The organism is Cellulomonas sp. NPDC089187, from assembly GCF_040685135.1.
In the GTDB taxonomy this organism is placed as follows: Bacteria; Actinomycetota; Actinomycetes; order Actinomycetales; family Cellulomonadaceae; genus Cellulomonas.
In genome coordinates, this window is record NZ_JBFBHI010000004.1 from 55,946 (window position 1) to 76,238 (window position 20,293).

General features: G+C 70.4%; 21 protein-coding genes. 6 read left to right on the forward strand and 15 right to left on the reverse strand.

Features of this window, described 5'->3' with window-relative positions; all coding sequences use genetic code 11:
• Nucleotides 1–13: 13 nt before the first annotated feature.
• The gene (locus AB0N78_RS11475) at nt 14–910 is read right to left on the reverse strand and encodes a LysR family transcriptional regulator (protein WP_363390052.1); all 897 of its coding nucleotides are present in this window, start codon (nt 908–910) and stop codon (nt 14–16) included.
• A 72-nt stretch (nt 911–982) separates the two neighbouring features.
• On the opposite strand from AB0N78_RS11475, the gene AB0N78_RS11480 reads away from it, so the two are divergent.
• Nucleotides 983–1,990 carry an EamA family transporter gene (locus AB0N78_RS11480; protein WP_363390055.1) on the forward strand — a complete coding sequence of 336 codons (1,008 nt, stop codon included), beginning with the start codon at nt 983–985 and terminating at the stop codon, nt 1,988–1,990.
• On the opposite strand, the gene ispF is transcribed toward AB0N78_RS11480, so the two are convergent.
• The 3 genes from ispF to AB0N78_RS11495 are packed head-to-tail and all read right to left on the reverse strand — an operon-like array spanning nt 1,888 to nt 3,520.
• Nucleotides 1,888–2,373 (reverse strand): 2-C-methyl-D-erythritol 2,4-cyclodiphosphate synthase, encoded by a 486-nt coding sequence (gene ispF / locus AB0N78_RS11485; RefSeq protein ID WP_363390058.1) that lies wholly within the window; start codon nt 2,371–2,373, stop codon nt 1,888–1,890. The two genes, AB0N78_RS11480 and ispF, sit on opposite strands and share 103 nt — an antisense overlap.
• A complete protein-coding gene (ispD, locus tag AB0N78_RS11490) occupies nt 2,370–3,041 on the reverse strand; it encodes a 2-C-methyl-D-erythritol 4-phosphate cytidylyltransferase (RefSeq protein WP_363391427.1) in 672 nt (223 codons plus the stop codon). Before ispD ends, ispF begins: the two co-directional genes overlap by 4 nt.
• On the reverse strand, nt 3,038–3,520 hold the full coding sequence (locus AB0N78_RS11495; protein WP_013769765.1) for a CarD family transcriptional regulator: 483 nt from the start codon (nt 3,518–3,520) through the stop codon (nt 3,038–3,040). Before AB0N78_RS11495 ends, ispD begins: the two co-directional genes overlap by 4 nt.
• Before the next feature lie 319 nt (nt 3,521–3,839).
• Here AB0N78_RS11495 and AB0N78_RS11500 point away from each other — a divergent pair, with 319 nt between their 5' ends.
• On the forward strand, nt 3,840–4,340 hold the full coding sequence (locus tag AB0N78_RS11500) for a hypothetical protein (RefSeq protein ID WP_363390062.1): 501 nt from the start codon (nt 3,840–3,842) through the stop codon (nt 4,338–4,340).
• Between the two features lie 72 nt (nt 4,341–4,412).
• On the opposite strand, the gene pstB is transcribed toward AB0N78_RS11500, so the two are convergent.
• The 6 genes from pstB to AB0N78_RS11530 all read right to left on the reverse strand — a co-directional run bounded on the left by pstB (nt 4,413) and on the right by AB0N78_RS11530 (nt 10,438).
• On the reverse strand, nt 4,413–5,192 hold the full coding sequence (pstB, locus tag AB0N78_RS11505) for a phosphate ABC transporter ATP-binding protein PstB (RefSeq protein WP_363390064.1): 780 nt from the start codon (nt 5,190–5,192) through the stop codon (nt 4,413–4,415).
• 37 nt (nt 5,193–5,229) lie between these two features.
• The gene (pstA, locus tag AB0N78_RS11510; protein ID WP_363390067.1) at nt 5,230–6,177 is read right to left on the reverse strand and encodes a phosphate ABC transporter permease PstA; all 948 of its coding nucleotides are present in this window, start codon (nt 6,175–6,177) and stop codon (nt 5,230–5,232) included.
• A 10-nt stretch (nt 6,178–6,187) separates the two neighbouring features.
• Entirely contained in the window at nt 6,188–7,189 is a 1,002-nt protein-coding gene (gene pstC, locus AB0N78_RS11515; RefSeq protein WP_363390070.1) for a phosphate ABC transporter permease subunit PstC, read from the reverse strand.
• 85 nt (nt 7,190–7,274) lie between these two features.
• Entirely contained in the window at nt 7,275–8,381 is a 1,107-nt protein-coding gene (pstS, locus tag AB0N78_RS11520) for a phosphate ABC transporter substrate-binding protein PstS (RefSeq protein WP_363390073.1), read from the reverse strand.
• A gap of 138 nt (nt 8,382–8,519) precedes the next feature.
• Nucleotides 8,520–9,239: a response regulator transcription factor gene (locus AB0N78_RS11525; RefSeq protein ID WP_363390076.1), complete on the reverse strand. Its 720-nt coding sequence runs from the start codon at nt 9,237–9,239 to the stop codon at nt 8,520–8,522.
• A complete protein-coding gene (locus tag AB0N78_RS11530) occupies nt 9,236–10,438 on the reverse strand; it encodes an ATP-binding protein (RefSeq protein ID WP_363390079.1) in 1,203 nt (400 codons plus the stop codon). The genes AB0N78_RS11525 and AB0N78_RS11530 overlap by 4 nt, the downstream gene beginning before the upstream one ends.
• 193 nt (nt 10,439–10,631) lie before the next feature.
• Between AB0N78_RS11530 and phoU the strand changes: the two genes are divergently transcribed.
• Complete coding sequence (phoU, locus tag AB0N78_RS11535; RefSeq protein WP_363390082.1) at nt 10,632–11,294, forward strand: phosphate signaling complex protein PhoU; 663 nt, start codon at nt 10,632–10,634, stop codon at nt 11,292–11,294.
• Nucleotides 11,295–11,352: 58 nt separating this feature from the next.
• Here the strand turns inward: phoU and AB0N78_RS11540 are convergent, their stop codons facing one another.
• Nucleotides 11,353–12,093, reverse strand: coding sequence for a phosphoglyceromutase (locus tag AB0N78_RS11540; RefSeq protein ID WP_363390085.1), 741 nt, complete (start codon nt 12,091–12,093; stop codon nt 11,353–11,355).
• Nucleotides 12,094–12,181: 88 nt separating this feature from the next.
• Here AB0N78_RS11540 and AB0N78_RS11545 point away from each other — a divergent pair, with 88 nt between their 5' ends.
• Nucleotides 12,182–12,619: a nitroreductase family deazaflavin-dependent oxidoreductase gene (locus AB0N78_RS11545; protein ID WP_363390088.1), complete on the forward strand. Its 438-nt coding sequence runs from the start codon at nt 12,182–12,184 to the stop codon at nt 12,617–12,619.
• On the opposite strand, the gene mshA is transcribed toward AB0N78_RS11545, so the two are convergent.
• Genes mshA through AB0N78_RS11565 form a run of 4 tightly spaced genes read right to left on the reverse strand, consistent with a single transcriptional unit; the run spans nt 12,616 to nt 17,554 of the window.
• Nucleotides 12,616–13,860 carry a D-inositol-3-phosphate glycosyltransferase gene (gene mshA / locus AB0N78_RS11550; RefSeq protein ID WP_363390091.1) on the reverse strand — a complete coding sequence of 415 codons (1,245 nt, stop codon included), beginning with the start codon at nt 13,858–13,860 and terminating at the stop codon, nt 12,616–12,618. The genes AB0N78_RS11545 and mshA overlap by 4 nt on opposite strands.
• A gap of 6 nt (nt 13,861–13,866) precedes the next feature.
• Nucleotides 13,867–15,240, reverse strand: coding sequence for a sugar porter family MFS transporter (locus AB0N78_RS11555; RefSeq protein ID WP_363390094.1), 1,374 nt, complete (start codon nt 15,238–15,240; stop codon nt 13,867–13,869).
• Nucleotides 15,237–16,277, reverse strand: coding sequence for a lactonase family protein (locus AB0N78_RS11560; protein WP_363390097.1), 1,041 nt, complete (start codon nt 16,275–16,277; stop codon nt 15,237–15,239). Before AB0N78_RS11560 ends, AB0N78_RS11555 begins: the two co-directional genes overlap by 4 nt.
• A 53-nt stretch (nt 16,278–16,330) precedes the next feature.
• Complete coding sequence (locus tag AB0N78_RS11565; RefSeq protein ID WP_363390099.1) at nt 16,331–17,554, reverse strand: ROK family protein; 1,224 nt, start codon at nt 17,552–17,554, stop codon at nt 16,331–16,333.
• A gap of 72 nt (nt 17,555–17,626) precedes the next feature.
• Between AB0N78_RS11565 and xylA the strand changes: the two genes are divergently transcribed.
• Both xylA and xylB read left to right on the forward strand, forming a co-directional pair.
• Nucleotides 17,627–18,814: a xylose isomerase gene (gene xylA / locus AB0N78_RS11570; protein WP_363390102.1), complete on the forward strand. Its 1,188-nt coding sequence runs from the start codon at nt 17,627–17,629 to the stop codon at nt 18,812–18,814.
• 67 nt (nt 18,815–18,881) lie between these two features.
• A complete protein-coding gene (xylB, locus tag AB0N78_RS11575) occupies nt 18,882–20,282 on the forward strand; it encodes a xylulokinase (RefSeq protein ID WP_363390104.1) in 1,401 nt (466 codons plus the stop codon).
• The last annotated feature ends 11 nt before the right edge of the window (nt 20,283–20,293 follow it).

Consider the following 20,293-nt stretch of genomic DNA (forward strand, 5'->3'; position numbering starts at 1 on the left):
GGGTTCGACGCGTTCACCCGGTGACGGCGGCGGCCTCGGCTCGCAGATCGTCCAGCACCGCCTGGACCACCCGGCGCTCGGCCCGCTCGGGGGCGATCAGCACATCCGTCCGCCGGGCGGCACCGATCCCGGCCAGCGGTACCAACCGCACCCCGGCCCACCCTCCGGCGGTGTAGCGGGGCAGCAGACTGATCCCGTGCCCGGCGGCGACCAGGGTCTCCACCACCGCGAAGTCGTTGAACCGCTGCACCACCTCCGGCGGCTCACCGGCCACCGCCGCCACCCGGTCCAGCACCCGCGCGACCGGGAAGCCCTCCTGGACCGCGATCCAACGCTGACCGATCAGTTCCGCTGGAGTGAGCTCCGGTCGGTCGGCCAGCGGGTGATGCTCCGGCAGTGCCACATCCAGTGGTTCGCGCAGCAGTGGCACCACCCGCAGATCGGCGGGCCAGTCGTCGCCGGTGTCCGGACGGTGCGCCACCACCAGATCGAAGTCGGCGGTCAGGGCGGGGAACTCCTGCTGGGCGACATCGCGGTCCCCCAGCTCCACCTCCACCCCCTCGCGCGTCGCCACCCGGTGCAGCAGCCCCGGTGCCAGCAGGGCCGCCGCCGATTGGAAGAACGCCACCCGCACTCGTCCGCTGGGCGCACCACGGAACTCGTCCACTGCCGCCTGCGCCCGTTCCATCGCCACCGCCACCTCCGCCGCCGCATCCGCGAGGGCCTGGCCGGCACCGGTCAGCCGAATCCCACGACCCACGCGTTCGACCAGCGGATGCCCGACCTGGTCGGTCAGCAGGCGCAGATGCTGGGACACCGCGGAGGGCGTCAGGTGCAGACGCGCGGCCGCAGCCGTCACACCACCGGCGTCCCGCACCGCACGCAACGTGGCCAGGTGATGAGCATCCATGAAGCGACGCTACATGGTGATCGTGGAATCTTTCGATGGTGCTGGATGATCATGGCGGGTGACGATGCGGTCATGCCGTTGCGTGATCGACTCCTCGCCCTGCTGGTGGTGCTGGTCTGGGGTCTGAACTTTCCCGCGATCCACCTCTCGCTCGAGCAGTTCCCGCCGTTCTTTCTGGTGGCACTGCGGTTCAGCGTGCTCGCCGTGCCCACCCTGCTGTTCATCCGTCGACCGCAGGTGCCCTGGCGCTGGGTGCTCGGCTACGGAATCGGATTCGGGGTGTTGCAGTTCGCCTTCCTCTATCTGGCGATGGACATCGGCATGCCGACCGGGCTCGCGTCACTGGTGCTGCAGTCTTCCGCGCCGTTCACCGTGCTGATCGGCGCGGTCTGGTTGCGGGAGCACGTGAGCGGACGGCAGGCGCTCGGAATCGGGATCGCGGTGGCCGGGCTGGCCGGGATCGCCCTGGTCCGCGCCGGTGGTGGCGTGCAGGCCGGGCTGCTGCCGGTGCTGCTTACGCTGTGCGGCGGACTGGGGTGGGCCTTCGGCAATGTGTGCAGCCGCCAGGCACGACCGGCCAGTCCGCTGCGATTCATGATGTGGATGTCCGTGGTGCCACCGCTGCCGATGTTGGCCATGGCGCTGCTGATCGACGGCCCCACCCGGATCGCCGACTCGCTCACCACCCTGGGCACCGCCACCGGCGTCTGGGCGTTGGCCGGACTCGCCTTCACCGTGCTGATCGCCACCGTGGTCGGCTCCGGGATCTGGACCGCGCTGCTCGCACGGCACCCCTCCGGTGTGGTGGCACCGTTCTCGTTGCTGGTCCCGGTGGTCGGGTTCACGGCGAGCTGGGTGGCCTTCGACGAGCGACCCGCCGTCGCGGAGCTGGCGCTGGGCGCGGTGATCATCGCGGGCGTGCTGGTCGCGACAGCGCAACCCCGGGCAGCGGGTACCCGTCAGGCAGCAGGCCCCAGTCAGGCAGAGGGCAGCAGCAGTGCCGTGGCCAGCGCTGCGATCCCCTCGCCGCGACCGGTGAGCCCCACGCCGTCGGTGGTGGTGGCTGACACCGCAATCTGAGCACCCGCCGCCGCAGAGAGCACCGCCTCCGCCTCGGCCCGCCGGGGACCGATTCGCGGCCGGTTGCCCACCACCTGCACCACCACATTGCCGATCTCGAACCCGGCCGCCCGCACCTGCCGCGCGGCCTCGGCCAACAGCTCGACACCGGCCGCACCGGCCCACTCCGGGCGGTCCACCCCGAACACCGCTCCCAGGTCACCCAGGCCCGCCGCGGACAACAGCGCCTCCGCGGCAGCATGGGCCACCACGTCCGCATCCGAGTGCCCGGCCAGCGGGCGCTCCCCCGGCCAACTCAGCCCGGCCAGCCGGAGGACCGCACCGGGTGCCGGGTGCGGGTCGTAGGCGTGCACGTCGACCCCCAGACCGATCCGGGGAATCATGGGGCCACCAGCAGCAGCTCGGCCAGCGCCAGGTCGCGCGGGGTGGTGATCTTCACCGCAGACTCCTCACCGGGGATCAGCCACACCGGCTCCCCCAGCGCCTCGACCAGCCCGGCGTCATCCGTGGCGGCGAGGCGTTTCCCGGTGGCATGCGCCCGTTCGAGCAGTGCGCGGTCAAATCCCTGCGGGGTCTGCACCGCCCGCAGCCCGGCACGCGGCACCGTGCCCAGCGCCGGGGCCGCACCGGCGACGGTCGGGTCAACGGCGGTGATGGTGTCGACCACCGGCAGGCCGGGAATGACCGCGCGATGTCCCTGCTCCAGCGCCTCGACCACTCGACGGATCAGCTCCGGCGAGGCCAGCGCGCGAGCGGCGTCATGCACCAGGACATGATCGACCCGGGGCAGCACCGCCAGAGCGGCGGCCACCGACTCCTGACGCGTGGATCCACCGGTCACCACGACGGCATCCGGCACCAGCGTCCGGAACGCCACCTCGTGCCCGGCGGGGGCGGTGACCACCAGGTGATCGACCACCCCGGACATGGCGAGACGCCGTGCTGCGTGCTGCAGCAACGGCGTCCCGTGCAGTCGCACCAGCGCCTTCGGCTCGGGATGTCCGAGCCGTCGGCCACTGCCGGCCGCGGTGAGGATCGCGGCGGTGCTCAGGAGGCGAGGACCTCGTCCAGGATGGCCTCGGCCTTCTCCTCCTCGGTGTGCTCGGCGAGTGCGAGCTCCGAGACCAGGATCTGCCGGGCCTTGGCCAGCATGCGCTTCTCCCCGGCGGACAGGCCGCGGTCGGCGTCGCGGCGGGACAGGTCGCGGACGACCTCAGCCACCTTGATCACGTCACCGGAAGCGAGCTTCTCCAGGTTGGCCTTGTAACGGCGGGACCAGTTGGTCGGCTCCTCGGTGTACGGGGCGCGCAGCACCTCGAACACCCGGTCCAGACCCTCCTGGCCGACGACGTCGCGCACACCCACCAGGTCGACGTTCTCCGCCGGGACCTCGATGGTCAGATCGCCCTGGGCGACCTTCAGCTTGAGGTAGATCTTGTCCTCTCCGCGGATGGTCCTGGTCTTGATCTCCTCGATCAGCGCTGCTCCGTGGTGCGGGTAGACAACGGTCTCCCCAACAGTGAAAGTCATCTGGAGGTGTCCCCTTTCGCGGACGACCATCTTACCACGCGGAAACCGGCGGACTTGGTGAAGATTCCCGGTGACCAGCGGTGTTTGCGCAGGTCAGCGCGTCGGCACAATCGCGGCCCGACGACACGCGCCCGAACTCGACCATCGCAGCCCCGCTCGTGATTAGAGTCCGCCTGGGGCCGCTGTGCGCTGCGGGCATGCTGGCAGTCAGGCCGCTGACCAGCGGGAACGTACGGGATTCTGACACTCGGTCACCTCAACCGGTGCATTCGCCGTAGGCTCTGGGTGCAGTCGTCGATCCACTCTCCAGGGAGCCACCGTGGCCCGCAGCAGTCAGTCCACCCTCCGCCGCGTCTCGGCGGTCGCCGCCGTCGCCCTCGCCGCCGCGCTGTCCGGCTGCTCGGTGACCAACCAGATCACCTCCCAGCTGGAGTACGACGCCTCCGACGGTGTCGGAGCCGCCCTCGGTGACGTCTCTGCGGAGAACTTGTTGCTGATCGCGGCCGGGATCGATGAGCCCGGCGCGTTGCAGGGCGCACTGTCCAACCGTGGCGACCAGGCCGCGCTGGTCGAGCTCACCCTGGGCGGAGATTCCACCACCGTGCGGGTGCCCGCCGGGACGACCGTCCTGCTGGGCGGCACCGAGGGTGAAGAGGTGCTGCTGGTCACCCCGAAGGCACCCGGTGCCACCGCCGACCTGACCCTGAGCACCTCCGCAGCCGGAGCGCAGACCCTGCCGCTCCCGGTGCTGGACGGCACCCTGCCGGAGTACACCGACCTGGTCCCGGAGCCCTTGGACGAGGCCACCCTCCAGTCCTGAGCACCCGCGCGACACGGCCCGGCACCCCGTCACGGGATGCCGGGCCGTCGTGCGTCCGGGCCAGGGCCGGGGTCAGCCGAAGCGGCCGGAGATGTAGTCCTCGGTCGCCCGCTCGCGCGGGGAGGAGAACATGGTCGCGGTGTCATCGATCTCGATCAGGCGACCGGGCTCACCGGTGCCGGCGATGTTGAAGAACGCGGTCTTCTCCGAGACGCGGGCGGCCTGCTGCATGTTGTGGGTGACGATCACGATGGTGTACTCGCTCTTCAACTCCGCGATCAGGTCCTCGATGGCCAGGGTGGAGATCGGGTCCAGGGCGGAACAGGGCTCGTCCATCAGCAGTACCTGGGGCTTGACCGCGATGGCGCGGGCGATGCAGAGCCGCTGCTGCTGACCACCGGACAGACCGGAGCCCGGACGGTCCAGGCGGTCTTTGACCTCGTTCCAGAGGTTCGCGCCGCGCAGGGATCGCTCGACCAGGTCGGCGGCGTCGGACTTGGAGATCCGGCGGTTGTTCAGCCGCACCCCGGCCAGCACGTTCTCCGCGATGGACATGGTGGGGAACGGGTTCGGGCGCTGGAAGACCATGCCGACCTGGCGGCGGACAGCCACCGGGTCGATGTCGTCGCCGTAGAGATCGACACCCTCCACCGCGACCGAGCCCTCGACCCGGGCACCAGGGATGACCTCGTGCATCCGGTTGAGCGTGCGCAGGAAGGTCGACTTCCCACAGCCGGAGGGGCCGATGAAGGCGGTCACCGAGCGGGGCTCGATGGTCATATTGACATCGGCCACGGCGCGGAAGGTGCCGTAGTAGATGTTCAGGTCCTTGACGTCGATGCGCTGTGCCATCGCAGATTCCTTCGGGGATGAGTCGGGGGCTGGCGGGTCAGCGGATCTTCGGGGCGAAGAACCGGGTCACCAGCCGGCCGATCAGGTTGAGCAGCATGACGATCAGGAACAGGGTCAGCGCGGCCGCCCAGGCCCGCTGCACCGTGATGTCCGCGACGCAAGAGGTGTCGCCGGGGCTACAGGCGACCAATCCTTGCGCGTACTGCCGGTAGACGTACACCGGCAGGGTCATCATCCGACCGTCGAAGAGGTTGAAGTTGATCGAGTCGACCACGCCGACAGTGATCAGCAATGGCGCGGTCTCACCGATCACGCGGGCGATGGCCAGCATGACGCCGGTGGTCAGCCCAGCCACCGAGGTGCGCAGCACCACCTTGACGATGGTCAGCCAGCGCGGGACGCCCAAGGCCAGCGAGGCTTCACGCAGCTCATTGGGCACCAGGCGGAGCATCTCCTCCGAGGAGCGCACCACCACCGGGATCATCAGCACGGACAGCGCCACCGAGCCGATCACGCCCATCTTCGCGCCGGGGCCGAGCAGCAGGGCGAACAGCGCATAGGCGAACAGACCGGCGACGATCGAGGGGATACCGGTCATCACGTCCACCAGGAAGGTGATGACCTTGGACAGCGGTCGGCCGCCGCCGTATTCGACCAGGTAGATCGCGGTGAGCAGGCCGATCGGCACGGAGATCAGCGCCGCGAACAGCGTGATCTCCACCGTGCCGACGATGGCGTGGTAGATACCGCCGGCGTCCATCCCGCCGAACACCCCGCGCATGGAGTGCAGCAGGAAGTACCCGTCCAGACGGCCGATGCCGCGGGAGACGACCGTCCAGGTCAGCGACACCAGCGGGATCATCGTGATGACGAAGGCGCTGGTGATCAGCGTCCGCATCAGGATGTCCTTGCGGCGGCGCGCCGGGTCGGTGGTGCGCAGCAGCTCCTCCAGCGAGGGCTGTGGTGCTGTCGTGTTCTCGGTCACCGTCGCCATGTCAGTTCGCTCCCGAGAAGTCCTTGCGCCGCGCGACGATCGCGCGGGCGGCCATGTTCACGGCCAGGGTGATCACGAACAGTGCCAGCCCGGTGGCGATCAACGTCGCCACACCGGTCTGGTTCGCCTCCGGGAACTGGGCGGCGATATTCGCGGCGATGGTCTGCTGCTTGCCGGCCGCCAACAGTTGGATCGAGTAGGTGAAGCCGGGCGACAGGATCATCAGGACCGCCATCGTCTCGCCCAGGGCGCGCCCGAGGCCGAGCATCGCGCCGGAGACGATCCCGGAGCGGGAGAACGGCAGCACGGCCATCCGGACCATCTCCCAGCGGGTGGCACCGAGGGCTAGGGCGGCCTCCTCGTGCAGGCGCGGGGTCTGCAGAAAGACCTCCCGGCAGATCGCGGTGATGATCGGCAGGATCATCACGCCCAGCACTACTGCCACGGTCAGCATCACGCGGCCGGTCGGCGACACCGCCCCGTCGAAGAACGGCAACCAGCCCAGCCAGCGGCCCAGGAACTCCCACACCGGCTGGACCACCGGACTGAGCACCAGGCCACCCCACAGGCCGTAGACCACCGAGGGGATCGCGGCGAGCAGGTCGACGATGTACCCCAGCGCGTTGGCCAGCTTGCGCGGGGCGTAGTGCGAGATGAACAGCCCGATGCCGATGGCCAGCGGGGTGGCGATCAGCAGGGCCAGCCCGGCGGCCAGCAGCGAGCCGAAGATCATCGGGCCGATGAAGCCGAGCAGGCTGGTGTCCTTCGGGAACCAGCTGATCGTGTCGGCCAGGTCGTCCGGGTTCGCGGTGATCGCCGGCATCGCGCGCATCACCAAAAAGATGGTGACGGCGGCGAGGATCGCCAGGATCAGGACGCCGGCACCGGTGGAGATCCACCGGAAGACCCGGCTGGCCCCACGGTCGGAGCTCCGCCGCCGCAGACGGCTGGCGGCACGGGCGGGGTCACTGCTGGTGACGGTCCCGGACTGGGTGCTGGTCACGCGTTCTCCATTGCGAGCAGGGGTAGTCGCGCCGATGGCCGGTCCACCCCGGATGAGGTGGACCGGCCGGTGTCGGTGACGGTCGTCAGGAGGCCAACGCAATCGCGTCGATCGAGGCCTGCACGTCGGTGCGCAGCGTGTCCGAGATCGGGGCGGAACCCGCGGCGGACTCGGAAGCGGACTGGCCCTCGGCGGAGGCAACGTAGGTCAGGAAGGCCTGGACCAGGTCCACGTCGTCCTGCGTGTCGTAGGCCTGGCAGGCGACCAGGTAGGACACCAGGATCATCGGGTAGGCACCGGACTCGGTGGTCTCACGGTCGATGTCGATCACGATGTCACCGTCGCCGCGGGAGTCGTCCCGCGGGGAGGCGTCCAGCGCGGTGGCCGCACCCTCCTCCGAGGGGGCAACCCACTCGTCGCCGACCTGGATGGACACCACGCCGAGGTCACCGGCCTTGGAGAAGTCCGCGTAGCCGATGGTGCCGTTGCCGCCCTGCACCGCCTGGATCAGGCCGGAGGTCTGGGCACCGGACTCCCCGCCGTCCAGCGGCCAGTCACCGGAAGCCTCCTCGGTCCACGCGCCACCGGAAGCCTTGGCCAGGTAGTCGGTGAAGTTCTTGGTGGTGCCCGACTCATCGGACCGGTGCACCGGCGTGATCGCGGTGTCCGGCAGCTCGACGCCCGGGTTCTCCGCGGCGATGGCCGGGTCGTTCCAGGTGGTGATCGTGTTGGTGAAGATCTTGGCGATAGTGGCGGCGGACATGTTCAGGCTGTCCACACCGTCCAGGTTGAAGACCACCGCGATCGGGGAGACGTAGACCGGCAGGTCAACCGCACCGGTGCCGAAGCAGCGATCCTGGGCCTGGGTCAGCTCGTCGGAGTCCAGCGCGGAGTCGGTGCCGGCGAAGGCGACCGAGCCGTCCAGGAACGCGGTGCGACCGCCACCGGAACCGACCGGGTCGTAGGAGACGGTGACGTCGGGGTTCTGGCTCTGGAACCCGGCACGCCAGGCCTCCATCGCGGACTCCTGCGACGAGGCGCCGGAGCCGTTGAGCTCGCCGCTCAGGCTGCTGGTGGTGTCCGAGCCGGAGGTGGTGTCCTCACCGGTGGCGTTGTCGGAGCCGCATGCCGCCAGGGAGAGGGCCAGCACGCCGGCGAGGGCGAGCGCGCCCGTTCCGCGGTTCAGCTTCACAGTGTTCCGTCCTGTCGTGGTCCGCGCGCACCTCGGTGGTGCGCGACCGAGCAGGACGGTAGGAGCGCTAAGTGACCGGTCATTCGTCTCTGGGTGAACCCCGGGTGAACGACGGTTCAACACTCGTCGTCCGGGTGTTCAGCTCCCGGTGCGGGCGTCGTCGTTGAGCTTGTAACCCAGTCCGCGCACGGTCAGCAGCAGCACCGGGTTGCCCGGGTCGGGCTCGATCTTGGCGCGCACCCGCTTGACGTGGACGTCCAGGGTCTTGGTGTCGCCCACATAGTCGGTGCCCCACACCCGGTCGATCAGCTGGGCGCGGGTCAGCACCCGGCCCGCGTTGCGCAGGAGCAGCTCCAGCAACTCGAACTCCTTGAGCGGGAAGCCCACCGGCTGATCGTTCACCGTGACGACATGCCGCTCGACATCCATCCGTACCGGGCCGGACACCAGGATGTGATCGTCCAGATCGTCATCGTCACCGCTGGTGGCCGGGCCGGACACCCGGCGGCGCAGCACCGCACGTACCCGGGCCAACAGCTCCCGGGAGGAGTACGGCTTGGTCACGTAGTCATCCGCGCCCAGCTCCAGACCGACCACCTTGTCGATCTCTGAGTCCTTGGCGGTCAGCATGATCACCGGCACGTCGGAGGACAGGCGGATGTGACGGCAGACCTCCGTGCCGGACATCCCGGGCAGCATCAGGTCCAGCAGCACCAGATCAGCGCCACCGGAGTCGAAGAGCTCCACCGCCTCGGTGCCGGTGGCGGCGGTGGCCACCTGGTAGCCCTCCCTGGTGAGCAGGTAGGTCAACGGGTCGCGGTAGGACTCCTCGTCCTCGACGAGCAGGATGCGGGTCACAGGTTCAGGCCTTTCGGGTCGGTGGAGGCGGCGTCGTCAAGGGCCGCGGTGTGCGCCTCGACCTCCTCCGGTGAGGCTGCCTTGGGCAAGCGGATGGTGAAGGTGGAACCCCGGCCCGGCTGCGACCAGACCCGCACGTCTCCCCCGTGGTCCGCGGCGACGTGTTTGACGATGGACAGGCCGAGCCCGGTGCCGCCGGTCTCTCGACTGCGGGCGGGGTCGACCCGGTAGAAGCGCTCGAACACCCGGTCCTGCTCGTCCGTGGGAATGCCGATGCCCTGGTCGACCACGGCGATTTCCACCAGACCGTCCTGGTGGCGGACGCCGACCCCCACATGGGTGCCGGACGGCGAATAGGAGACGGCGTTGTCCAGCAGATTGCGCACCGCCTGGACCAGCATGGTCGGATCGCCGAACACCTGCGCCCCGCTGATCCCGCCGACATCCAGGTCGATCTGCTTGGCCACGGCACCGGTGCGGGCACGGTCCACTGCCTCACGGATCACGGCGTCCACATCGACCACCTGGATCTCCTGCAGAGCACCGGCCACCTGCAACCGGGACAGTTCCAGAATCTCGTGCACCAGGGCGGACAGCCGCTGGGACTCGTTGATCATCCGCCCGGCGAACCGGCGCACCGTCTCCGGGTCATCCGCGGCATCCTGCACCGTCTCGGCCAACAGCGAGATCGCCCCCACCGGAGTCTTGAGTTCATGGGAGACGTTCACCACGAAGTCGCGGCGGATCGCCTCCAGCCGGCGGGCCTGGGTGCGGTCCTCCGCCAGCACCAGCAACTGCCCGGGGCCGAGCTGGGCCACCCGGACCTGCAACATGATGGTGCCCGGACCGAGCGGGCCGCGGGGCAGCTCCAGCTCCTCGTCCCGGATCACCCCGGTGCGCCGGACGTCGGTGATCAGGTCCTGGATCGCCGGGTGGGCGATGCCACCGTCCCGGACCACCCCGTAAGCGAAGGCGGGCGGGCTGGCCCGGATCACCCGGTCGTCGTCTCCGAGCACCACCGCGGCCGAACGCAGCACAGCCAGCACCCGCACCAGCCCGTCGTCCAGCTCCGGGGTCGGCTGAGGCGGCACGGTGCGCTGCACCCGCTCGCTCCACCGGAATGCCAGCATCGCGCCGATACCGACCAGCAGTCCCAGACCACCGGCGGCGAGCACGATCAGCCCGTTCAGACCCTCCACGTGCGTCAGCGTAGAGGGCAGTCGTGCGCGATGCGGACCGGTCGCCGCGTGATCATCGGGCGACGATGATGAGTGTTCATCGGCGTTCACCGTGCGGCGACCCGGCGTTCACCCGACAGTTCACCTGGTCATGGAACGGTGGCCTGTCGAACTGCGCACAGCGGTGCGCGCGCATGCCTGAGAGGACGCACGAATGCGGGAGATCTTCGAGGCCGAGCTCAAGCAGCTCGGTGACGACCTGGTGGCGATGAGCCGACGGGTCGAGCACGCCATCACCGCAGCGGGGGACGCGTTAGCGCGCCAGGACCTGACCCTCGCGGAGTCCGTGATCGCCGACGACCTCGCCATCGACGCCCTGGAGCGCGACCTGGACGAGCGCTGCGTGCTGTTGTTGGCCCAGCAGCAGCCGGTGGCCACCGACCTGCGCGTGGTGGTCTCCGCACTGCGGATGAGCGCCACCCTGGAGCGCATGGGCGACCTGGCCCGGCATGTGGCGCAGGTGGCCCGCCGCAGCTACCCGCATCCGGCGGTGGACCCGGCGCTGGCTGCGGTGTTCGCGGAGATGAACGAGGCCGCGATCCGGGTGGCGGCCAAGACCACCGAGGTGCTGCACAGCCACGACCTGGAGGTCGCCGCGGCGATCCTGGCCGAGGACGACCGACTGGATCATCTGCATGAGGAGACGTTCCGGGTGCTGCTCGGCTCCTCGTGGACCGGCACCCCACAGCAGACGGTGGATGTCACACTGCTCGGCCGGTACTACGAGCGCTTCGGTGACCACGCGGTGTCCATCGCCAAGCGGATCACGTTCCTGGTGACCGGTGACTTCGCGGGGGACCCCAGCGCGGCGGTCTGACCCTGGCACACGATGAAGGCCCGGCCCCCTCTGCGGGGACCGGGCCTTCATCGTCGGATCAGCGACCCTGGTTGGCGACGGCCTTGATGGCCTCCGCCGCAGCCTCCGGGTCGAGGTACGTGCCGCCCGGGTTGGTGGGCTTCAGCGTGTTCTCGTCCAGGTGGTACACCAGCGGGATGCCGGTCGGGATGTTGATCCCGGCGATGGTGTCGTCGTCCACGTCATCCAGGTACTTGACGATGGCGCGGATCGAGTTGCCGTGCGCGGCGACCAGCGTGGTCTTGCCGGCCTGCAGGTCCGGCACGATGTCCGAGTTCCAGTACGGCAGGGCACGGTCGAGCACCTGCTTGAGCGCCTCGGCGCGCGGGATCGGCTCACCGGCGTACCGCGGGTCGGAGTCCTGGGAGAACTCCGAACCCAGCTCGATGTCCGGCGGCGGCACGTCGTAGGAGCGGCGCCAGAGCATGAACTGCTCCTCACCGAACTCGGCCAGGGTCTGCTTCTTGTCCTTGCCCTGCAGCGCGCCGTAGTGACGCTCGTTCAGACGCCAGGAGCGCTTGACCGGGATCCAGAGCCGGTCGGCAGCGTCCAGCGCGTAGTTCGCGGTGGTGATCGCGCGGCGAAGCAGGGAGGTGTGCACGACATCCGGCAGCACGCCGGCGTCGGTCAGCAGGGTGCCGCCGCGCTTGGCCTCGGCAACGCCCTTCTCCGACAGGGCCACGTCCACCCAACCGGTGAACAGGTTCTTCGCGTTCCATTCGCTCTCGCCGTGGCGGAGCAGCACCAGGGTGTAGGTCATGGGTCCCATCCTGCCCCACCCGGTGACGAATCGTCGGGGGACGTTCGGCCCGCGGAACACCGCCGACCGGATCAGGGTTGCTCCAGGCATGGCGATCACAGGCGAGTACCAGCCCAGCCCCGAGGCATGGGTCCGTGACCAGGTGGAGACGATCGAGCGGTCCGGTGGGACCGAGGGCACGATGATGCGCGGGATGCCCGTGGTGGTCGTGACGATGCTCGGTGCCAAGAGCGGCAAGGTCCGCAAGATCCCGGTGATGCGGGTGGAGCACGACGGGGTGTACGCCATCGTGGCCTCCCTCGGCGGCGCACCCAAGAATCCCGCCTGGTACGCGAACCTGATCGCGAACCCGGTGGTGGACATTCAGGACGCGACCCACAAGGCCTCCTACCGGATGCGGGAGATCACGGGCGAGGAGTACGCCCAGTGGTGGGAGCGTGCGGTGGCGGCGTACCCGGACTACGCGGACTACCAGACCAAGACCGACCGGGTGATCCCGGTGCTGCTGGCCGAGCCGATCGACTAGTCCCGGCGCTGGGTGGCCAGCGCGTAGACCTTGAGCACCTGCTCGGCGGTGGCGTCCCAGCCGTAGCCCGCCGCCACTCGCCGGGCAGCGCTGCGCCAGGTGGTGCGCACCTGCGGGTCGGCGAGCAGGTCGGCGATGGCCGCGGCCCACCGCGCCGGGTCATGCCCACGGACCAACCGTCCGGACACCCCGTCGACCACCACCGAGCGCAGGCCGCCCACCGCGGTCGCCACCACCGGGGTGCCGGCCGCCTGCGACTCGACGGCGACCAGCCCGAAGGACTCGCTGCGGGAAGGCATCGCCACCAGGTCGGCGGCACCGAGCCACCGGGCCAGCTCCGGGCGCGGCACCGGCGGGCGGAACCACACGTGCTCGCGCACCCCGCAGGACTCGGCGAGCGCCCGCAGGTCGTCCAGCGCCTGGGGTTTGCCCGACGGACCGCCGAGCACCACCAGCAGCGGCACCGGACGGCCCTGAGCCTGGAGCACCCCCAGGGCGCGCACCAGCACATCGGGGGCTTTGAGCGGCTGGACGCGGCCGGCGAACAGCAGGATGTCCCGGTCCTCGGGCAGACCGAGCTCCCGACGCCAGGCCATCCGCTCGTCGTGGTCGCGGGCGGGGGTGAACGTGCGCAGGTCCACCCCCGGTGCCACCACATGCACCCGGGCGGGGTCGGCGTCATAGAGCTCGACCAGCTCGTGCGCCTCCTCCGCGGTATTGGCGATCATCGCGTCCGCGGCGGCGACCACCTGGTCCTCACCGATCTCCCGACCGGCGGGTTCCGGGCAGTCACCCGGGGCCAGCGTGGCGTTCTTCACCCGGGCCAGGGTGTGCATGGTGGCCACCAACGGCACATCCCAGCGCTCGGCGGCCAACCAGCCGACCTGCCCGGACAGCCAATAATGCGCGTGCACCACGTCGAACCAGTCCGCCGGTCGGTGCGCGCCAGTGCGCAGCACCCCCGCGGTCATCGCACACAGTTGGCCGGGCAGGTCGTTCTTGTCCAGGCCCTCATAGGGTCCGGCCAGCACGTGGTGCACCAGCACCCGGCGGTCGTCGCCGTCCAGCGGCACCGTCTCCGGCAGGGCCGAGCTGGTCGCCCGGGTGAAGATCTCCACGGTCGCACCGCGGCGGGCCAGCGCGCGGGACAGCTCGGCGATGTAGACGTTCATCCCGCCCGCGTCGCCGGTGCCCGGCTGGTCCAGCGGCGAGGTGTGCACGCTCAGCATCGCGATGCGCATGTCAGCTCAACCCGCGGTGCGGAAGCTCTGTTCCAGCTGCTCCAGCGACCGATTGCGGGTCTCCGGCAGCACGAACCGCACGAAGCACCAGGCCAGCACGTTGATCGCCGCGAAACCGGCGAAGGTCGCCGTAATCCCGGCTGCTTCGACCACGGTCGGGAAGAACCCACTGATCAGCGCGTTGGACGTCCAGTTGAAGAACACGCACAGCCCGATGGCGAATCCGCGCAGGCGCAGCGGGAACAGCTCGGCCAGCACCACCCAGCACAGCAGACCCACCGATGCCTGGTTGCAGAACACGAACAGCACCAGGAACACGGTCACCGCCACCGAGCGGCCGGTGCCGTCGGGGATCAGCGCGGAGCACAGCGCCACGGCCAGGTGACTGAGCACCACACCGGCCAGACCGAGCATCATGATGGTGCGGCGGTCCATCCGGTCGATGATCGCCAGCGCTACCAGCATGCCGATCACGGAGAACACCCCGTTGAGCACGTTGGTCAGCAGGGCCACATCGCCGCTGAACCCGGTGCGCTGCAACAGCTGGGTGCCGTAGTACATCACCGCGTTGATCCCACCGGTCTGGTTGATCACCGCGACACCGATCCCGATCAGGACCAGGCGGCGCACCCAGCCCAGTCGCAGGTCGGCCCAGCCCGCCCGGGCGGTGTGTCGCTCGGCATCCACCAGCGCGCGGATCTCGGTCAGCTCGGTGGCAGCCCGGTCGGCGGTGCGGACCTGGCCCAGGACTGCCAGCGCCTCGTCGTCGCGGCCGCGGGCGACCAGCCAGCGCGGGGACTCCGGCATCCGGAGCATCCCGGCGAAGAGCACGATGGCGGGCAGCGCCTGGATGGCGAGCATGGCCCGCCACACCCCGGCGTGCTCACCCCAGGCGGTGCCGATGATCGCGTTGATCGTGAACGCGGCCAACTGCCCGATCACGATGGCGATCTCATTGCGCCCGGTGAGCGCACCTCGGCGTTCGGTGGGGGCGAGTTCGGCCAGGTAGACCGGCACGGTGACCGAGGCACCACCGACCGCGATCCCGAGCAGGAACCGCATCACCAGCATGAACACCAGTCCGGGGGCCACCACCGATCCCAGCGCCCCGGCAAAGAACAGCACCGCCAGGATCAGCAGCGTCCGGCGGCGACCCAGTGCATCGGCCAGCCGTCCGGCCAGCACCGCGCCCAAGGCCGCACCGACCAGCAGGCTGGCGGTGACCACACCCTCCGCGGAGGTGCTGAGCCCCAGGTCCGCGGACATCGGGTCCAGCGCACCGTTGATGACGCCGGTGTCGTACCCGAAGAGCAACCCACCAGCGGTGGCGATCAGCGCGATCTGGCCGAGCCGGCGCTGCGGTGTGCGGGTGGTGCTCATGCGATCACCACGCAGGCCGGGGCGGGCAGCGAGACACGGTCGGTGGTGGCACCGTCCCGGAGCACGGTCAGGGTGTCGGACGTCTGGTCGGCCACCACGACCAGGCCCTCGACCAGCGCGAAGTGCCGGGGCCAGTCACCGGGCAGGTCAGCCTGTCCGGCGGGGGCGAGCTGACCGTCGGGGCCAGCAGCGAAGGTGGCCAGTCGGTCGGGTCCGCGGGTGGCGACCAGGACGCGATCTCCGGCGCGGTCGATGTGCGAGGGGAAGGAGTCGACCTCGGTGGAACCCGACTCCTGGGCGGGGACGTGCTGCACCACGGTGCCGGTGGCGGTGGCGCGGTCCCAGGCCAGCACGGTGACGGTGTCGTCCAGCTCGCAGGCGACGTAGGCGATGCTGCCGTCGGCCGAGAACACCAGGTGTCGCGGACCAGAGCCGGGGGCGAAGGTGGCGGCGATCCCGTCGTCCGCAAGCAGACCGGTGTCGGTGTCCCGGCGGTACCGGCGCAGCTGGTCGGTGCCCAGATCGCTCACCAGCAGATGCTCACCGCCGGGTGCCAGCGCGACGAAGTGCGCATGCGGCCCCTCCTGGCGGTCAGCGACCGGGCCGGAGCCGGCGTGACCGAAGATTTGGTCCGGCGCGGTGCCGGTCAGGCCGTCCGCCCCGATCCGGAACACGGCCACGGTGCCGGAGGAATAGTTGGCGACGTAGAGCGCGCGACCGTCCGGATCGACCAGCAGGTGGCAGGGGTCGGCACCGCCGCTGTCCGCAGTGCCCAGCGGCACGAGGCTGTCCTCGGTGATCCGGAAGGCGCTGATCGTGCCGTGGCTGTCCTCGCCGACCGCGTAGAGCACCCCGGCGGCGCGGTCCAGTGCCAGGAAGGACGGCGCGGGGGTCGCCACCACCCGTCGAGGTTCAGTCAGGGTGCCGGTGGTCAGGTCCAACCCGATTCGCCAGATGCCCTCGCCCTGGCCGACCGGGCTCCCCGCACCGGCGACGGGGTAGGTGCCGACCCACAGGTCGCGTCGCTGCTCTGTCACGGGGAGGAGCCTACGGTGCCCTCACCCAGCGTCCGGCACCGCGTCCATGTCAGCTAGGACACCGGCCCCACGGCATCCGGCACCCAGGCGGCAGGGTCCTCGACCACGGTGCGCAACACGGCCAGCGCGGCACCGGTCATCGCCGCATGCGCACCCCCGGCGGCCACCTGCACCCGGGCGTCCTCCCAGGCGGCGGCGAGCACCCGGGTGCGCAGCTGGGCGATCACCGGGGCGGTCAACCAGGGAGCCAGCGGGGCGTAGATGCCCCCGAGCACCACACGCTCGACATCGACCAGGTTGACGAAGTTCGCCAGTGCCACGCCGAGCGCGTCACCGCCCCTGCGCAGCGCGGTCGCCGCGGCGACATCCCCGTCCGCAGCGGCAGCGACCAGATCCTCGGCACTGTCGGTCAGCGGACGACCGGCCGCTCGCAGCAGCGCGTCCTTGCCGGCGTACTGCTCCAGACAGCCCCGGGCACCACAGGTGCAAGCTGGCCCCTCCGGCTCGACCACGGTGTGCCCGATCTCCCCCGCCCAGCCGTGCCGTCCGGCGAAGACCTCGCCGCCGAGCACCACGGCCGCGCCGATGCCGACCTCACCGGAGACATAGACGAAGGAGTCACCGGCGGCTCCGGCCCGGGTCTCCGCGCGGGCCGCCAGATTCGCCTCATTGGCCAGCCGCACGGCCAGGTCGTCGGCACCGGGATGGGCGGTCAGCAGGCCGGTGACGTCGACATCCCGCCAGCCGAGGTTCGGGGCCTGGCGCAGCGGACCGGTCACCCGGTCGACCAGACCGGGCAACGCCAGGCACAGTCCGGCGATCCGCAGCTCCCCCGGCAGTTCGGCCCGCAGCTCCCGCACCAGGGCCGCCAGCTCGCCGAGCACCTGGGCCGGGTCCGATCCGCGGAAGTCGCCGCTGGTCAGGCACTGGCCGAGCAGCCGTCCGGACAGGTCGAGCGCACGCACGCCGATGTAGTCGACATTCACCTCCGCGCCCAGACCTGCGACCGTGTCCCGGGCCGGTACCAGCGGCACCGCGGGACGTCCGGCGCGGGCGCTGGACACCGGCGGGAGCTCGGTGATCAACCGCGCGGAGATCAGCAGATCGACCAACGCGGAGACCGATCCGCGGGTCAGGCCGGTGGCGGTGGCGACATCCGCACGCGACGGCGCGGTGGGGTCGACGCCAGCGGCCGCATCCAGGATGTGGCTCAACACCAGACGCAGGTTGTGCTCGCGCAGCGTCCCCTGACGTGCGGGGGTGCCGGGGGCTCTCATGCGCTTGACCCTACCGCGCCGGGGCGGATAAGTTCGCTGGCACAACAAATCGTGTCTCAATGAGGAGGAACCATGGCGGCCACGCCGACCCCCGCAGACAAGTTCTCCTTCGGTCTCTGGACCGTCGGCTGGAACGCCCAGGACCAGTTCGGCAGCGCCAGCCGCCCGTGGCTGGACCCGGTCGAGTCGGTGCACAAGCTCGCCGAGCTCGGTGCCGCCCACGTGACCTTCCACGACGACGACGTAGTGCCCTTCGGCTCGAACGACGCCGAGCGTCAGCGGATCCTCGACCGCTTCAAGCAGGCCCTGACAGACACCGGCATCACGGTCGAGATGGTCACCACGAACACCTTCAGCCACCCGATCTTCAAGGACGGCGCGTTCACCTCGAACGACCGTCGGGTGCGCCGCTACGGCCTGCGCAAGGTCATCCGCAACGTCGACCTGGCCGCTGAGCTGGGTGCCGACACCTTTGTGATGTGGGGTGGCCGCGAGGGTGCCGAGTACGACTCCGCCAAGGACCTGAACGCCGCGCACGACCGCTACGCCGAGGGCATCGACACCGTCGCCGCGTACATCAAGGAAAAGGGCTACGGCCTGCGGATCGCCATCGAGCCGAAGCCGAACGAGCCCCGCGGCGACATCCTGCTCCCGACCATCGGACACGCGCTCGGCCTGATCGCCAAGCTGGAGCACGGCGACATCGTCGGGCTGAACCCGGAGACCGGTCACGAGCAGATGGCCGGACTGAACTACACCTCCGGCATCGCCGAGGCACTGTGGGCGGGCAAGCTCTTCCACATCGACCTCAACGGCCAGCGCTCGATCAAGTACGACCAGGACCTGGTCTTCGGCCACGGCGACCTGTTCAGCGCCTTCGCCACCGTCGACCTGATCGAGAACGGCTTCCCCGGCGGCGGCCCGCGCTACGACGGCCCGCGGCACTTCGACTACAAGCCCTCGCGCACCGAGGACTTCGACGGGGTGTGGGAGTCGGCCAAGGCCAACATGTCCACCTACCTGCTGCTCAAGGAGCGGGCGTTGGCGTTCCGCGCCGACCCCGAGGTGCAGGAGGCCCTGGAGGCCGCCGGTGTCTTCGAGCTGGCACAGCCGACCCTGGGTGAGGGCGAGACCCTGGCCGACCTGCTGGCCGACCGCAGCGCCTACGAGGACTTCGACGTGGACGCGGTGGCGGAGCGGGGCTTCGGCTTCGTGCGGCTGAACCAGCTCGCACTCGAGCACGCGCTCGGCGCTCGCTGACCTCGATTCCCGACGGGACCCGGCGTACTGCGCACGCCGGGTCCCGTTCTCGACTGAAGGAACTGTGATGGCACTGGTCGCCGGGGTGGACTCCTCCACCCAGTCCTGCAAGATCGTCATCCGCGACGCCGAGACTGGTGCCCTGGTGCGCACCGGGCGCGCGTCCCACCCGGACGGCACCGAGATCGACCCCGCCCACTGGTGGGACGCCCTCCAGTCCGCCATCGCCGACGCCGGTGGTCTGAACGACGTCGACGCCATCGCCGTGGGCGGCCAGCAGCACGGCATGGTCGTGCTGGACGCCGATGGCGAGGTGATCCGGGATGCGCTGCTGTGGAACGACACCCGCTCCGCGGCCAGCGCCCTCGACCTGATCGACGAGCTCGGCGGACCGCAGGCCTGGGCCGACGCCATCGGGTCGGTGCCGGTGGCCTCGCTGACCGTGACCAAGCTGCGCTGGCTGCGCGACCACGAGCCGGAGAACGCCGCCCGGGTCGCCGCGGTGGCTCTCCCGCACGATTGGCTGACCTGGAAGCTCTCCGGTTCCACCGACCTGTCGACCCTCACCACCGACCGTTCGGATGCCTCCGGCACCGGCTACTGGTCGCCGTTCACCGAGGACTACCGCCGCGACCTGCTGGAGCTGGCGCTCGGCCACGACGCGATCCTGCCCACCGTGGTCGGCCCGCACGACGCAGCCGCCCGCACCCCCAGCGGAGCCCTGCTCGGACCCGGTGCCGGGGACAACGCCGGTGCGGCACTCGGGCTGGGGCTGACCACCGGGGACGTGGCGATCTCGATCGGCACCTCCGGCGTGGTCAGCGCGATCTCCGCCCGGCCGACCGCGGACGGCAGTGGCATGGTCACCGGCTTCGCCGACGCCTCCGGTGCCTACCTGCCGCTGGCCTGCACGCTGAACGCCTCCCGGGTGCTGGACGCGGCCGCGCGGATCCTCGGGGTCGACCACCCCGGACTCTCCGCCCTGGCACTGTCCGCCCCGGCCGGTGCCGACGGGCTGGTGCACATCCCCTACCTGGAGGGTGAGCGCACCCCGAACCGCCCGGACGCCACCGGTGCGCTGCACGGCATGCGGCTGGCGAACACCACCCCGGCCCACCTGGCCCGCGCGGCGGTGGAGGGCATGCTCTGCGCGCTCGCCGACGGCCTGGACGCCCTGCGCGACCTCGGGGTGCCGGTGGAGCGGGTGTTCCTGATCGGCGGTGGCGCACAGTCCGAGGCGGTACGCCGGATCGCCCCGGCAGTGCTCGGGCTGGACGTCACCGTGCCCACGCCGGGCGAGTACGTGGCGGACGGCGCGGCCCGACAGGCGGCCTGGGTACTGAGCGGCGACGACTCCGCGCCGGGCTGGTCGGCCGCCGGGGAGTCCGAGGTCTACTCGGCCGAGCCCACGCCACGGGTGCGCGAGCAGTACGCCGCGGTCCGGGAGTTGACCGCCACCCGGCCCTGACCACGAACGAC